This is a genomic window from Synechococcus sp. Cu2B8-bc1011 (genome assembly GCF_047302735.1).
In the GTDB taxonomy this organism is placed as follows: Bacteria; Cyanobacteriota; Cyanobacteriia; order PCC-6307; family Cyanobiaceae; genus Synechococcus_C.
The window spans coordinates 1976219-1990168 of sequence record NZ_CP138915.1 but is presented as its reverse complement, the minus strand read 5'-3'; the positions used below and the strand labels follow the sequence as shown (position 1 = coordinate 1990168).

14 protein-coding genes are annotated in these 13950 nt (G+C 49.4%); 7 read left to right on the top strand and 7 right to left on the bottom strand.

The window, feature by feature from the left end; translation table 11 throughout:
* Nucleotides 1-3: 3 nt before the first annotated feature.
* The gene (locus SIC18_RS10190; RefSeq protein WP_048346602.1) at nucleotides 4-825 is read right to left on the bottom strand and encodes a carbon-nitrogen hydrolase family protein; all 822 of its coding nucleotides are present in this window, start codon (nucleotides 823-825) and stop codon (nucleotides 4-6) included.
* A 47-nt stretch (nucleotides 826-872) separates the two neighbouring features.
* Complete coding sequence (locus SIC18_RS10185; protein WP_413429547.1) at nucleotides 873-1613, bottom strand: 2-phosphosulfolactate phosphatase family protein; 741 nt, start codon at nucleotides 1611-1613, stop codon at nucleotides 873-875.
* A gap of 65 nt (nucleotides 1614-1678) precedes the next feature.
* On the opposite strand from SIC18_RS10185, the gene SIC18_RS10180 reads away from it, so the two are divergent.
* Complete coding sequence (locus tag SIC18_RS10180) at nucleotides 1679-3238, top strand: UbiD family decarboxylase (protein ID WP_413429546.1); 1560 nt, start codon at nucleotides 1679-1681, stop codon at nucleotides 3236-3238.
* On the opposite strand, the gene SIC18_RS10175 is transcribed toward SIC18_RS10180, so the two are convergent.
* Nucleotides 3213-4217, bottom strand: coding sequence for an extracellular solute-binding protein (locus tag SIC18_RS10175; RefSeq protein ID WP_053068535.1), 1005 nt, complete (start codon nucleotides 4215-4217; stop codon nucleotides 3213-3215). The two genes, SIC18_RS10180 and SIC18_RS10175, sit on opposite strands and share 26 nt — an antisense overlap.
* Nucleotides 4218-4324: 107 nt before the next feature.
* Here SIC18_RS10175 and SIC18_RS10170 point away from each other — a divergent pair, with 107 nt between their 5' ends.
* Together SIC18_RS10170 and SIC18_RS10165 are read left to right on the top strand one after the other, a co-directional pair.
* Nucleotides 4325-4987: a Fe2+-dependent dioxygenase gene (locus tag SIC18_RS10170; protein WP_413429544.1), complete on the top strand. Its 663-nt coding sequence runs from the start codon at nucleotides 4325-4327 to the stop codon at nucleotides 4985-4987.
* Between the two features lie 65 nt (nucleotides 4988-5052).
* A complete protein-coding gene (locus tag SIC18_RS10165; protein WP_413429542.1) occupies nucleotides 5053-5295 on the top strand; it encodes a hypothetical protein in 243 nt (80 codons plus the stop codon).
* A 120-nt stretch (nucleotides 5296-5415) separates the two neighbouring features.
* Here SIC18_RS10165 and SIC18_RS10160 read toward each other — a convergent pair whose 3' ends face one another.
* The gene (locus tag SIC18_RS10160) at nucleotides 5416-7044 is read right to left on the bottom strand and encodes an iron uptake porin (protein ID WP_413429541.1); all 1629 of its coding nucleotides are present in this window, start codon (nucleotides 7042-7044) and stop codon (nucleotides 5416-5418) included.
* 471 nt (nucleotides 7045-7515) lie between these two features.
* Between SIC18_RS10160 and SIC18_RS10155 the strand changes: the two genes are divergently transcribed.
* Nucleotides 7516-8109: a Crp/Fnr family transcriptional regulator gene (locus SIC18_RS10155; RefSeq protein WP_011619462.1), complete on the top strand. Its 594-nt coding sequence runs from the start codon at nucleotides 7516-7518 to the stop codon at nucleotides 8107-8109.
* Nucleotides 8110-8375: 266 nt separating this feature from the next.
* Here SIC18_RS10155 and SIC18_RS10150 read toward each other — a convergent pair whose 3' ends face one another.
* Both SIC18_RS10150 and SIC18_RS10145 read right to left on the bottom strand, forming a co-directional pair.
* Nucleotides 8376-8924 carry a ferritin gene (locus SIC18_RS10150; protein ID WP_413429540.1) on the bottom strand — a complete coding sequence of 183 codons (549 nt, stop codon included), beginning with the start codon at nucleotides 8922-8924 and terminating at the stop codon, nucleotides 8376-8378.
* 309 nt (nucleotides 8925-9233) lie between these two features.
* Nucleotides 9234-9794 carry a helix-turn-helix domain-containing protein gene (locus tag SIC18_RS10145; RefSeq protein ID WP_413429539.1) on the bottom strand — a complete coding sequence of 187 codons (561 nt, stop codon included), beginning with the start codon at nucleotides 9792-9794 and terminating at the stop codon, nucleotides 9234-9236.
* Between the two features lie 425 nt (nucleotides 9795-10219).
* Here SIC18_RS10145 and aroA point away from each other — a divergent pair, with 425 nt between their 5' ends.
* From aroA to SIC18_RS10130, 3 genes are read left to right on the top strand one after another with little or no spacing between them, the layout of a single operon-like run.
* On the top strand, nucleotides 10220-11539 hold the full coding sequence (aroA, locus tag SIC18_RS10140; protein WP_048346595.1) for a 3-phosphoshikimate 1-carboxyvinyltransferase: 1320 nt from the start codon (nucleotides 10220-10222) through the stop codon (nucleotides 11537-11539).
* Between the two features lie 7 nt (nucleotides 11540-11546).
* Nucleotides 11547-12467, top strand: a complete 921-nt coding sequence (locus SIC18_RS10135; RefSeq protein WP_413429537.1) for a tRNA (5-methylaminomethyl-2-thiouridine)(34)-methyltransferase MnmD — start codon at nucleotides 11547-11549, stop codon at nucleotides 12465-12467.
* A complete protein-coding gene (locus SIC18_RS10130) occupies nucleotides 12445-12798 on the top strand; it encodes a hypothetical protein (RefSeq protein WP_413429536.1) in 354 nt (117 codons plus the stop codon). Before SIC18_RS10135 ends, SIC18_RS10130 begins: the two co-directional genes overlap by 23 nt.
* A 128-nt stretch (nucleotides 12799-12926) precedes the next feature.
* On the opposite strand, the gene SIC18_RS10125 is transcribed toward SIC18_RS10130, so the two are convergent.
* Nucleotides 12927-13937 carry a hypothetical protein gene (locus tag SIC18_RS10125; protein WP_413429535.1) on the bottom strand — a complete coding sequence of 337 codons (1011 nt, stop codon included), beginning with the start codon at nucleotides 13935-13937 and terminating at the stop codon, nucleotides 12927-12929.
* Between the last annotated feature and the right edge of the window lie 13 nt (nucleotides 13938-13950).

Below are 13950 nucleotides of genomic sequence, written 5' to 3'. Positions count from 1 at the left end.
CCTTCAGAACAACGCGGGTTGGCGGTGCTTCAGGCTCGGCATCTGGCCGCGGATGCGTTGAAGATGGCTTGGGTCAACCGGAGCGATGGCTGCACCTGGTGCAACCCCGGCATCGGACAACACCGTTCCCCAAGGGTCCACCACCATGGAATGACCGTGGCTCTGTCTGCGCATGTAATGCACGCCCGTTTGGGCGGGTGCCAGCACGTATGCCGTGTTTTCGATCGCCCGAGACTGGAGCAAGACCTGCCAATGATCCTTACCTGTAAAGGCTGTGAAGGCAGCGGGAATCATTAACAACTCGGCTCCGGCTCCAACGAGATGGCGATACAGCTCAGGGAAGCGCACGTCGTAGCAAATGGATAGCCCCACCCGACACAGACCAGGCACATCCACAACGGGAGGGGGAGACATTCCGGGGCTAAAGCTCGCTGATTCCCGGTACGAGCTCCCGTCTGGGAGGTCAACGTCAAAGAGATGGATCTTGTCGTAACTCGCCAACACCTGCCCATCACGACCGACCAGCTGTGACCTCTGAAAATGCCGTTGGCCATCACCCACCGGAACAGGAAATCCCCCACCGAGGATGACCACCTGGTAGCGGCGAGCCATGGTGACCAAAAACTTGGACGCCTTCTCCGATAACGCTGGTGCCAGCTCCAGGCGCTGAGCGTCGTCACCCATAAAGGCAAAGTTTTCGGGCAAAGCGATCAGCTCGGCACCACGACGAGCTGCTAAATCGATTTGCTCCTCAGCGGCCGCAAAATTACTTTCAGGGTCCGTTGTGCTGGTGAGTTGCAGGGCCGCAGCCAAAAAGTCACTCACGTGCGTTAATTCCGATGCGCAAATGGTATTGGCTTACAGCCGTACGGCTACCCAGAAACCGCACGAAGCACGCCTGGTTCGGCCTGTGTAGGCACAACTGAGAGCTGATCAAGACCAGCACAGCGTTGGAAATCGGCGTCGTGATCACCCAAGCGAATCAAACGCTGTCCATGCGAGGCGATCCGTAAACAGCCTTCTGGATGGTCTTTACATTGGGACCACAACGCCAACGCCGCTTGCATTTCATCGTTTGCAACGCTGGCCCCTGCTGCCAGAAGGGAGTCGGCGAGAGCGCCGGCGGCTAACGAATCCTCCAAGGAATAGGTGCCCTCCCAGCCGCTTCCCACCATCCACACCTGCTTGGGCTGATCGCGGATGAGTCGTTGTGCAACCGCTTCACGGTTCGGCAAGGCCACCGTGAGCACACAGGCCACCTCGCGTACCCGATGCAAGGAGCGGGTTCCATTGGTTGTGCTCATAAAGAGGCGTTTGCCCTTCACGGTCTCAGGAACAACGGAAACGGGGGAATTGCCGAGATCAAACCCATCGAGCTTGGAACCCCCTCGCTCGCCCACCAGCAGTCGCTTGGTTTCCGGCCAAGCGTTGGCCTGGGCCTGAAGTTCATCGAGATCAGCGAAGGTTTGGACCGCTTCTGCTCCGTTATGCAAAGCCCAGGCAATGGTTGTGGTGGCACGCAGGACATCGATCACAACTGCGGCGTCAGGACCATCAGGCCCCTTGATGGTGTCTGGCACATCACCAGCAACGTGGAAATAGGACACCTTCATGGTCACGATCTCGATCAGCGTGCGTCACAGTAACGAGATTGCTTCCTGATCACCCTTTCATCTCCATGGCTTTGATTGGACCCGGCCCTGGAACAAGAGATTTGCGGGGCTTTCTCCAGCTTCTAGAAGAGCGCGGACAGCTGCGGCGCATTACGGCTCCGGTCGATCCAGACCTAGAACTCGCCGCCATTGCTGATCGGGTTCTTGCCGCTGGTGGACCAGCTTTGCTGTTTGAGAACGTGATTGGCTCCAGCATGCCTGTTGCTGTCAACACGCTCGGCACTGTGGAGCGCGTGGTCTGGAGCATGGGTCTGGAGCGCGCTGAACAGCTTGAGGAGCTTGGATCCAGGCTCGCGATTCTTCAGCAGCCGAGGCCTCCGAAAGACCTCAAGGAGACCAAGCAATTCGCGAGGGTGTTTTGGGATCTCGTGAAGGCACGACCCGACCGAGATCTTGTTCCTCCTTGCCGGCAGCAGGTGTTTCTGGGTGATGAGGTCAATCTTGATCAAATCCCTTTGATCAGACCTTGGCCGGGTGATGCTGGTGGTGTGATCACGTTGGGACTTGTGATCACGAAGGACCCAGAAACCGGCGTCCCAAACGTGGGGGTGTATCGGTTGCAGCGCCAATCGGTCAACACCATGACCGTGCACTGGTTGAGCGTTCGTGGTGGGGCTCGTCATCTGCGTAAGGCAGCGGCGATGGGCAAAAAGCTGGAGGTTGCCATCGCTATTGGTGTGCACCCTTTACTCGTGATGGCGGCAGCAACTCCGATTCCTGTTCAGCTCAGTGAATGGCTTTTCGCAGGAATTTATGCAGGGGAGGGCGTACGTCTCACTCCCTGCAAAACGATTGATCTGCAGGTGCCAAGTTGCAGTGAGGTGGTGTTAGAAGGAACCATTACCCCTGGAGAGGTGAGCCCAGACGGTCCTTTTGGCGACCATATGGGCTTTTACGGTGGTGTGGAGGATTCACCCTTGGTGCGCTTCCACTGCATGACACAGCGGCGGTCACCAATCTTTCTCACCACGTTTAGTGGCCGTCCTCCAAAAGAGGAGGCGATGCTTGCGATTGCTCTCAACAGAATCTATACACCAATTCTGCGTCAACAAATTCCAGAAATCAGAGATTTCTTTTTGCCAATGGAGGCACTAAGTTATAAATTAGCGGTTATTTCAATTGATAAAGCCTATCCAGGTCAGGCGAAAAGAGCTGCAATGGCATTCTGGAGTGCACTGCCTCAATTCACTTACACCAAGTTTGTCGTCGTCGTTGATAAACATATCAACGTGCGGGATCCACGTCAGGTTGTCTGGGCAATTGCTGCACAGGTTGATCCACAGAGGGACCTCTTCATCTTGGAAAATACACCATTTGACACCCTTGACTTTGCCAGTGAGCAATTGGGACTTGGTGGAAGGATGGCTATCGATGCAACAACCAAAGTTGGCCCAGAAAAGAATCACGAATGGGGTGAACCTTTGAGCCGACCAGATGATTTAGAGCAAAAAGTATCAGATCGGCTCGAGGAGCTTGGCTTGTCAGATCTGGACCATGACGAACCAAATCCTGCACTATTTGGTTATGTATTGGATAAGCTTATTTCCATCCAGCCTCGGTCATAAGACGGATGGCTTCTTTGTTGTAACGGCTTAGTTGCGAGATAGTGACTTGATCAGGAGTGAATTTTGTCATTCCTTTGAGATAGGTTGAACCACCAACGCCTTGTAGGGGAAATTCATAGGTGGGCCCTGCAATACCGGCACTTCCCTGAGGAGATGCTAAAAATTCAATTAATTTGACTGCATTTTTTTTGTTCTTGGAATAACGCGACACTGCTGCAGCACTGATATTGACGTGAGCAGGTTTGGGCATCACTATTTTCACATCATTGGCTAATTGCTGATCTTTTTTTCCGTTAACCCCCGCTCTCATACGCGCTAAGTAATAGTGATTCACAACTCCAACGCCACACTGGCCTTGGGCAACAGCCCGAATCAGCCCGATATCTCCACCAAAATAGGGTTGACTGACATTGCTAGTAAGACCTTTCAGCCAGGATTTAACCTTGGCTGTGCCTTTTAGTGCCAGTTGATCAGCAACAAGTGATTGATTGTAGACATTTTTTCTCTTCCTTAGGCATACTTTTCCTTTTAATGCTGGACTTGCTAGTTGTGAATATGATGTCACTGACGATGGAGAAACAATGGCTGGATTAACGATAATTGCTCGTACTCGTCGTGTTAGGCCAAACCATCTTTTGTTGGGGTCTCGATAGCGAGAGGGTACAGATTTGCTTAGTGAAGAAGATTGAATTGGGGCAAAGAGTCCAGCATTGGCTGCATTGTTGATGCGTGCAGCATCCACTAAAATGATCACGTCTGCTTTCGTATTCTTGCCTTCACTTTTTAATCGTTGAACCAAAGAAATTCCCGATGCTTCTACTAAGCGAACTTTGATTCCGGTTTGATCTGAAAACTTTTTGTAAACCTGCCGGTCTGTATTGTAATGGCGACCTGAGTAAACCCTGACTTCTTCTGCCGCAAACGCTGGTGCAAAAAGAGCCAGTGGCAAAAGAGATGTGAGGAACAAAAAAGGTTTCATCTTAATAAAGCATTTTCTTTTATTATAGAAGCCTGTTGGGACGCAAACGAATCATTTGTCACAGCGCTACGCTTCGCCGATCTTGCCAGAGATACAAGGACTGAACAATGAATCACTTGCGATTGCAAATACTGGATCAAACAACCTGTGAGCGCTTGCTTGAACGACTTGCCAGCGAAGCGGAATGGTTGGATGGTTCGCTAACCGCTGGTGCTCAAGCTAAGGGGGGTAAAAGAAATCTTCAAATTAACTATGACTCTGCATTGCGAAAAGAAATTCATGAGCTCGTAGAACGTGCAATGTGGAATCATCCTGCAGTGAAGGGGTTTTGCCTTCCTCGCAAGCTCCATCGACTCTTAATTTCTAAAACAGAAAAGGAAGGTGGATATGGTACTCACGTTGATAATGCCTATATGAGCAGTGGACGAAGTGATTTGTCATTTACCCTCTCTTTGACAGATGACACAATGTATGAGGGTGGTGAATTGGAGATTGATAGTATTTCTGAGTCATACCCTATCAAGCTTAAGCAGGGTGAAGTTGTTGTTTATCCAAGCACATCCTTGCATCGCGTTTGCACTGTCACCAGGGGTGTTCGCACAGTTTGTGTGGGTTGGATTGAGAGTTATGTTCAAAACGAAAATGATCGCATCTGTTTGTTTCAACTGGAAAGTGGTGCACGAGCGGTTTTGGCAAAGCACGGTCGTAGTGACGAACTTGATTTAATTTTCCTGGCCTATACCAACCTGTTGCGACGTTTAGGCAGCTAGGGATGTATCAAAAGATCTGCTCCCTTTCCTGGTGTTCAGTAAAATAAGGTGTATACCCAAATTTCATGAAAAAGACGACTGCCCTTTCAATATTTCTTGCTAGTGCAGCTGCACTATCAGGTCAGCTAGCAATCGTCGAACCCGCTCAAGCAGATCAAGACATGATTGGTGGAGGTCTGCAGGAATGGTCGACAGATCAAGATGTTGATGAAGAAGCTAAGAAAGATGCTGATGCCAAGGCTGCAGCTGAAAAGGCAAAAGAGCAGAATCTTTGTATTCCGATTGGTGAGGGCGAGAATTGCTGGTAAGACGAAGCTTGTTCTAAGCTTCTAAGGAGGGACTTGTGAGACCCTCCTTTTTTAATGGAAATTTGAACGCAAAAAAAGGAGGGTTGAAACCCTCCTCTTTGATGAGATGAAATTTAAGTTTTAGAACTTAAATGTAGTCAACACAAGACCACCAAAGGTATTGAACTGGTCGGCACCAGCCCCACCTTTAGATGCGCTGTCTCCAGTTTCTTGGCCGAAAGGACGGCTCAAGTAGAACAGAGCAGGAGTCACAGTGATGTTATCGGTGACTTGGAAGTCGTAATACAGTTCCATGGCATAGTTGCCATCGTCTGCATAACCATTGCCGTCTTTACCCTGATTCTTCAGAGCAGTCGCAAACTGAGGTTGTCCAATTGCGAAACCTAAGCGGTTACCGCGCATGAAGGCATCTTGCCAGTTCAGACCCACTAGCCAACCTTGTGATTGGGTGACATCGCCGTCACTAAAGCCATCTTTCTGGTTAAAGCTGGTGATGCTCCAACCAACACTGATGCTGGGGATCCAACCACTATCTAGGGGCTGGTAATAAGCATTCAGGTTGAACTGATTGGCGTCTGAATATCCTCCTTTGTTAAGACCAGCGGGAGTACCTGCACCACCAACGGTCATGCCAGCTTGTGAGTAAGCATAAGCTGCTGATACTTGCCACTGAGGTGATCCGTAAGCGATTTGGCTCAGGAACTTACCTTTGGAACGATCACCGGCGATACCGCCATCATTGGGGTCACTCTTGGCACCATTCTTAGCGACATAGTTGGCACTAATTTTGAGTTTGGCATCACCGTAATCAGCATTTCTGTTGCTGATCCAGTTGATACCTGCGCCAGGTGATGTACTTGCACCATAGGCACCGTAGTAGCCACCGAGCTTGAACTGCTTCAAGACATGCTTATACACGCCAGGGGTGGCGGCCAACATGTAGTAGTTTTCGATCAGGGGACCAGCAAAGACTTGGAAGTCATTTCCGAGGGGGAATTGATACCAAAGCTTGTCAACCTTCAGGCTGTTTTCACTGCTTTTGGAAGCTTCGATCTGAGTTTGCTTTCCGGTGTAACCCTTTCCAGAGAAGGTGTTATCACCGAAATTACCCGTTCTTAAACGGGTATAGAGCAAGTCCTTGCCCGTGAAGCTGGTGTTCAGGTTAAGGGTGGTGCGATAAGAGAAGACCGTCCCTGTATCACCTAGGTATTCACCAGTTGCTGGGTCCTGCAGATCGTCGGTTTTATCACCGCCGTATGAAGTAGCACCAATGGTGAATTCTGCTTTACCGCTCAGTTTGGTGGTGGTGGAGAACTGAGTGGCTTCCAGTTCGCCAACGCGAGCTTCCAAACCGTCAACACGGCCCTTGAGGATGGCGAGTTCCTTTTCGAACTCCTTCATCAGGCGCTTCAGCTCGTCGGTCACTTCGGTGACGCGGTCGAGACAGGCGTTCAACAGAGCAGCCGCTTCAAAGCGGGTCATTGCCCTGTTGCCGCGGTACGTGCCGTTGGGGTAACCGGCCACACAGCCGTAGCGCTCGATCAGGTTGCTCAGAGCCTGATAAGCCCAGTCGGTTGGGTAAACGTCGGAAAACTGAGTGATGCTGGTGACTTGTTCGCGGCTGCTCAATGCAGAGGTCGCGGCATAGTCAGACACACCGTTGATGTTGAGCTCAGTGGCGTTTGCAGCCAAAGGAGCCAAAAGGCCCAAGGCAGCTGGGGCCACCAGCAGTTGATGGAAAAGTTTCAAAATGATCCTCACACAAGATGACGCAAAATGCGTCGACGGAAACTTAATTCCTCTTGATCAAAAATGCGACTTAAAAAAGACATTTCCATACCCCTGTTCATCACATATCTTTTTGGCATAAAGCACAAGTGCGCACGTCATTTGATACCTGCTAGCCCAGGTTCATTCTGTTTTCTAGACAATGGCGCCCAAATCAATCTGAGAATTGAACATCACCAATTTCATTTTAAGAGCTTCTTTGCTTGTTCTTGCAGTGCTTGTGGCGGTTGCGTTCGTTCTGGTGCGACGCGATTCCCTCGTAGGTAGGGATGCATTCGTCAGTGATCAGACGCAAAGTCAGCGGTTTTTGGTCAGGAATGGTCGAGATCGCACACAATCGCCATCAACAAGCAATAGCTATTGAGAATCGATTGCAGAAAGCCCCTGTTTCGTTTATGTTGCTATCAATTCTCATTAGCGTTAACCCCCTCCGTGAGCTTCCGCTTTCTGCCTGACGACCCCACCTCGTCGATCCAAATCCCAACCGGCCAAACCGTTCTTGTTGATACGCACGGACGCAGTGAGTGCATGAAATTAAATGTGCTTGAGGGAATTGCCAGGGTGTATTGCCCTTGTGAAGAAACAGAAGGCATGACCCTTGCTTTCTTGCAGACGGGCGATCAGCTCCGCACCGATTGTTTGTGCAGTGATGGCATTTGCGTCGAGGCCATGACCCCTCTGAGAATCGAAACCAAGTCGTTGGAGCCATCACCAAACGGTTATGACTCTGTGAATGAGTGGACTTTGCAGCTGCTGCGAATCCGTCACTTAGGGCAAGCAGAACAGCGTTTACATGCCTTGCTTAGTCTTCTTGTGAATCGGTTGGGTAAGCGATATGGAGAATGGTGCAACCTTCCTTTTCGCCTTACACACGATCGCATTGGTGAACTGATTGGTTCCACAAGAGTGACTTCAACACGCTTGATTTCCAAGCTTCGCAATGGGGAAATGTTGGTGACAAACTCTGGAGAGGCCACAATGAAGCTATCTCCGAGGTTGATTGAATCCAGTCCACTCGGTTTTTAGGTAATGGTATGGAAAGAATTTCAAGTGAATGTTTAGTTCTGGCCTTGAGCAAAGAGATAGAGTCTTTATCGAGTTATCAACGCATCGCGATAGAGAGAACGATGAAGTCAATTACTCCAACTCTCAAGCAGCGATTAAGAGATGATTTGGAATCAATTCACACCAGGCTCGTTGAAATTTATGAGACTTTCGACCTTCTAAATTTGGAGCAACTCACTCTTGGCGCTCGTTTGCTCTATGAACAAAGCAAACGAGCAACGCTAAGGTCATCCTCGCTGCGTTTGACCTGCTCTTAATTCGTTATCGATGACAAGCAGTGCTGTGGGGTCACCATTTGCAAATTTGACGCGTCCGAGTAAGTAAGCGAATTGATCTTCGGATTGGATTTGGGCCTCGATCAACGGGTCAAGAAAGACGGTTGTTCTGGTATCACTGTTTCTTTCAGCTAAGGCATAGACGCTTTGGATGGAAGATGTCGTATCAGCTTCCATCTGAAACGCTGTTGCCATTAACGACGCTAAGCAGTCCCAGTTTTGACGTGGAGCATCCAAGGCTTGCAGATCGTTGGACTGACTTCGCGCAACTAAATACTGGGTGAAATGCACTGCATGGGATTGTTCATCTTTGGCTTCGCCGTCGAAAAATTGATAGAAACCGGCAAGCTCGCGTTCCGCACTCCAAATGGACATGGCCAAATAGGTGATCGACGCATACCTTTCGATCGAGATGTGTTGCTGGATTGCGCCGAGTAAATCAGGATTCATGGACTCGGCTAATGCACGCCCGTTTGGGCCCTGAGCAACGTCCCCTGCCATTTGTATTGACGAATTTGAAGTCGTCATATTGAACATTCCTTTGATTCAAAAAGCACATTTTGATTATTGACTTTTCTGACTGTTTCGTCAAGCAACAATGTTTATTTTGTGCGCTTTCGACCATGTATAATGAGAGTCAATCTCAAGATGGCTCGAATGGCGCGACTTCAGGGTTCACAGGAAAGCCTTGGGATCGAAAAAATTTCAAAAAGACTTTCAATTATCACTCTTTTTAGTAAGAAGAAAGGATGCAAGAAATCAAAATGTTCAAAGTGGAAAGGTGGTCATTGTCGATGCGGTCGAGGTTGATTAGCTAAATTGCAGTTGGTCTACAAATATTGCTTCCTGTGCGATTAGTTTTTCGCTCACGACGATTCCATAATTGTTTTTATCAGAGCTGATTAGTTCTTTCTCTCTCAAGAATCCAAGTTGTCGTGTGACCGTTGAGCGGGTGCAGCCTACTAAAAGAGCAATTTGTGAATGGCTCAACTCGAACGGAAGCGTGTAGCTCTCTTTATTCCTTCTTCCAAATGAAAATACCAAAATGGCGATTAATCGGCAAATACGGATTTCAATCTGATTTGATGATTTGATCATGCATAATATCAGGAGCCATTGACTGTGGAAAATAGAATCTATTTTTTTTGTGGAATCGCAAGTTGTTGTGATTTTCAATTTGACTTCGTTCAATGCTTCCAGTCGCAGTGAAAAGTCTCTAAGCCTTTCCCTTTCAAGCCTTAACCATTCTGATCCAAAAAAACCAATTGGAAACAGCTCGGAATTGATTGTTGAAACGAGGCTGATCCGTGCAACCCCGTATTCTATGTTGATGAAATGGGAGCTTTTGCACTCATCATCATCAAGATCCATGAATGTGATATCTAAGCTCTGACCCCTTTTGAGGCAATGCAATTAATGCCTGACAATTCTGAATACCATATCTAAGCCTTGCTTGTCGCTGCTCATCAAATGAATCATAGGTTTGTATCAAATGATCGCGCATTCGAAGGCAGATTTTGTTGCTCCAGTCGTGGTCGTTGGATCACTATTAGCCTCTTTAAATAGAACATTGTTTCTCCTATGGGTTTATCCCTTTGCTTTTAATGGTTACTTGTTTTGTGCACATTGATCACTCTGTTTTGTTGATGATTGAGTTGTTACTGCTACCTGCCATGCGTTCTCCAGCTTGAACTTCTGGGCATATTTCCAAGCGTTGGTGACAACTTCATCTACAAGCCAGAGCCTTTGAAGATCGAGCCAATAGGATTGTTTAATCAACCACAGGCTTTTCAACGGTGTCGGGATCAAATGGCTCCCCAAGGGATCTGAAGTCAGGTGGAAGCCTCAGTGGCTCTGTCCGCGTGCCAGGCGATAAATCTATTTCCCATCGAGCTTTGCTTTTCGGTGCCATTGCAGAGGGCAGAACCACCATTGAGGGCCTCTTGCCAGCAGAGGATCCGATTAGTACTGCTGCCTGTCTGCGCTCGATGGGGACAACGATTTCGCCTATTCAGAATGGTGAAATTGTGACCATTGAGGGGGTTGGTCTTGATGGTTTAGAAGAACCTTCGGAAATTCTTGATTGTGGGAATTCCGGAACCACAATGAGGTTGATGCTGGGTCTCCTCGCTGGCCGAGAGGGGCGTCATTTCGTTTTGACTGGTGACTCTTCTCTCCGTCGCCGGCCGATGAACAGGGTTGGACATCCGCTTTCCCTTTTAGGGGCGGATGTGCGTGGTCGGGATCATGGAAATTTGGCTCCGCTTGCTGTTCAAGGTCAACGGTTGAGGGGGGCTGTGGTTGGGACACCCGTTGCCAGCGCTCAAGTGAAATCTGCCATTCTGCTTGCGGCTCTGACTGCAGAAGGGGCAACGAGTGTGATCGAACCAGCTCATTCCCGTGATCACAGTGAACGCATGCTTAGAGCTTTTGGTGCTGACCTTGAAGTGGGTGGTGAGATGGGTAGGCATATTTTGGTGCGTCCAGGCGCCACGCTGAAGGGACAGCATGTTGTGGTGCCAGGAGATATCAGTTCTGCTGCCTTCTGGCTTGTGGCTGGTGCCCTTGTTCCTGGGGCCAGGATTACGGTTGAAAATGTTGGTTTAAATCCCACCCGCACGGGAATTCTTGAAGTGTTGGAGATGATGGGCGCTTCCATTGACGTGTTGAATCGCCGCGATGTTGCGGGTGAACCTGTCGGTGATCTTCAGGTGAGTCATGGACCTCTCAAGGCCTTTCAGTTTGGAGAAGAAATCATGCCGCGCTTGGTGGATGAAGTTCCAATCCTGAGTGTGGCAGCCTGTTTTTGTGATGGAGAAAGTCGGATTAGCGGTGCAGCAGAGCTCCGTGTCAAAGAAACGGATCGACTGGCTGTGATGGCTCGGCAACTCAAAGCGATGGGCGCCGACATTGATGAACATCCTGATGGCCTCACGATTCGAGGTGGTCACTCCCTGAAAGGTGCTGAATTGGATAGTGAGACAGACCATCGTGTTGCCATGAGCCTTGCTGTTGCTGGTTTAATGGCCGAGGGTGATTCAAGGCTTACCCGCAGTGAAGCAGCGGCTGTGAGTTACCCCACTTTTTGGGACGATCTTGAGAGATTGCGTCGCTGATGGTTCTGTGCTGAGTGCGCGCTTCACGGCAGACGGCAGCTTCAGTCTGCATAGCCAAAGTTTCGCTGAGAGCTTCCATAGTTCTGGCGGTGCCCTTGAAGAAGCCAACAGCAAGTTTGTGCTGCCCGCCCAGCTCGATCGCTTTACTAGCGGCCGTTGTTTACGTGTTTTAGATGTTTGTTTTGGGTTGGGTTACAACACGGCTGCATTGATGGCAGCTCTCCCCAAGGTTGGCGGTCCAGCCTTGAACTGTTGGGGGTTAGAACTCGATCGATTGCCTTTGCGCTTAGCCCTCGCTGAGCCGAGCTTTAAAGCCCTTTGGCCCAAGAATGTTGTGGCTTGCTTAGAAGCCGTTTCTGCTCAGGGATGTTGGCAGGATGCGTGCCGCCAGCAGTCTGTTCAGATGCTCTGGGGAGACGCACGTCAGCAGCTCCGCTCCTTACCAACGGGTTTGCGTTTGGATTTGATTCTTCTCGACGCTTTTTCGCCTGGGAAATGTCCCCAGCTCTGGAGTGAGGAATTTCTGCAGAGCCTTGCAGATTTGCTTGCACCGGGTGGACGGTTGTTGACCTATTGCAGAGCAGCTGCAGTGCGAAGCAGTTTGCGTCATGCCGGTCTTGAGCTGCGCTCGCTTCTTCCCAAACCAGGAGAAGGTGCAGGGTGGAGTTCTGGAACGATGGCATTGCGACTCAGCAATGATGACGATCAATCTGTTCCCGAAATGGGTGCTGGTTGGCGCGAGTTAAGCGTGATGGAGGAAGAGCATCTGCAGACGCGTGCTGCTGTCCCCTACCGAGATCCCTCAGGCATGGATGGTGCCCCTTTGATTTTGAAGCGTCGCCAGCAAGAACAGGCGTTATGCCATCACACCAGTACCAGTGCTTGGCAGCGAAAGTGGCAGAGTGTTGAATTCCGGCCTCCATGTTGAGGAATTGGGAGGCTTCACTTTGCGCAAGCTTTTGATCGTTGTTGCTGCCACTTGTTTGCTGACTGCCACTCCATCCATCGCGATGCCTGCTCTCGGTGATCTTGAGATCAAGTTGCGCGGAGAGGCCCAAGGTTGGCTGAATGCCACATGCACCTATTACGGCCTGGGTTGGCTCCAGGCCGATCAGGGTCGTCAGGCTTTAAAGCGTTTGATGCTCTTAATGAACGCCCATCAACTTGGCAATCTGGATGTGGAGCAAGTGAAGTCAGTCGCATTAGCTCGAGATCCAGGATGTCAGGCGATATGGCCTGAGCCGATTGATGAAAATTAATCCATTTTTAGCAAGTGATAGCTCGATGTGAGTCTTTTTCACGGAACGATGTATTGAACTTTGAGATTGTCTTTGTAGTCGCCAACAATGCTTGGAAATTGTTTTGTGAGCGGTTTGTTGTTTGGCTTTTACCAGCGAATACTTGCATCTGCAACGTTCATGAGTGGAGGGGTTACGTTGAACTCTTCGCGTAGTTCTTTCAGGGGAATGGTGGCCATTTCAATGTGATCAATCGTGCTGAAATCTCGGTTGCACTTTGATCCCCTTGCAAATGCGTCAGCCAACATTTCAGGAGCACCCTTCAAGGTCATCACACCCCGTTTTCCATCAAGGCCATCAAATGGATCTCCATTGGCTCCGACGGGTTCATATTGAGCGCTATGCCCAGGTTTGAACACTCCGGCTTCGTGGATTAAAAAATTAGTCATGGATGCCATCCAATTAGCATCACAATCGTTCATGCTCAATTTGAAAGCTCCTAGGCAAATTTCTCCAATACCCGTGGGTTCGTAGCCAGTGATCACATGGTTCATGTCATGGCATACATAATAGCCTGGGTTGATCGATGTTCGGCTTGGCAAGCGCATTCCATTGCGCTCGTAGAAGTTGAAAAATTCCTTACCCAAGCTACCATCACTCATGCTGGAAAATGCATCTAGTGTCTTGAAAAATGATTCGTCATATTGGCGGCTGCCTTCATGATTAAAAGTCTCTACCCCATGCTTTTCCTGCAGGGCTAAAAAGTATTGCTCGTAGCGCCTGATGTAATCAGTAGTTGCTTCAAGTGCGGATGAATCGACCATTGTTCTGCATACCGTTAAAGCATCTCCACCGAGGCCGAGCAATTCGGCTGATGCTTCCAGTTTGCTCAGTTGTAGATGTGATTTTGGATGTCTGCAGAGTTCAAGCATGATCGCGAATTGGATGTAGCGTCTTCGCGTCAATGGCTCAACCACTGCCTTGCCTAATGTCTGCTGGCTGATGGGTTGGAGGTTGTTATAAGACTCGAGTGGCATGTTAAAGATTCCGAGCGCGAACGCTTTGAGAACACTCAATTGCTCTTTCGTGCCGTAATCGCCGCAGTCGATTAGGTCTTTCAGGCCGGCAATGAATATTTCGCAATCCAGATTGTTTTGCATTTCTATTCTGTGT

Excerpts from the sequence above, each read along its gene's own strand:
- SIC18_RS10185 (WP_413429547.1), bottom strand. The coding sequence starts at position 1,613 with ATGAAGGTGTCCTATTTCCACGTTGCTGGTGATGTGCCAGACACCATC.
- SIC18_RS10180 (WP_413429546.1), top strand. The coding sequence starts at position 1,679 with ATGGCTTTGATTGGACCCGGCCCTGGAACAAGAGATTTGCGGGGCTTT.
- SIC18_RS10175 (WP_053068535.1), bottom strand. The coding sequence starts at position 4,217 with ATGAAACCTTTTTTGTTCCTCACATCTCTTTTGCCACTGGCTCTTTTT.
- SIC18_RS10170 (WP_413429544.1), top strand. The coding sequence starts at position 4,325 with ATGAATCACTTGCGATTGCAAATACTGGATCAAACAACCTGTGAGCGC.
- SIC18_RS10165 (WP_413429542.1), top strand. The coding sequence starts at position 5,053 with ATGAAAAAGACGACTGCCCTTTCAATATTTCTTGCTAGTGCAGCTGCA.
- SIC18_RS10150 (WP_413429540.1), bottom strand. The coding sequence starts at position 8,924 with ATGGCAGGGGACGTTGCTCAGGGCCCAAACGGGCGTGCATTAGCCGAG.
- SIC18_RS10145 (WP_413429539.1), bottom strand. The coding sequence starts at position 9,794 with ATGGATCTTGATGATGATGAGTGCAAAAGCTCCCATTTCATCAACATA.
- SIC18_RS10125 (WP_413429535.1), bottom strand. The coding sequence starts at position 13,937 with ATGCAAAACAATCTGGATTGCGAAATATTCATTGCCGGCCTGAAAGAC.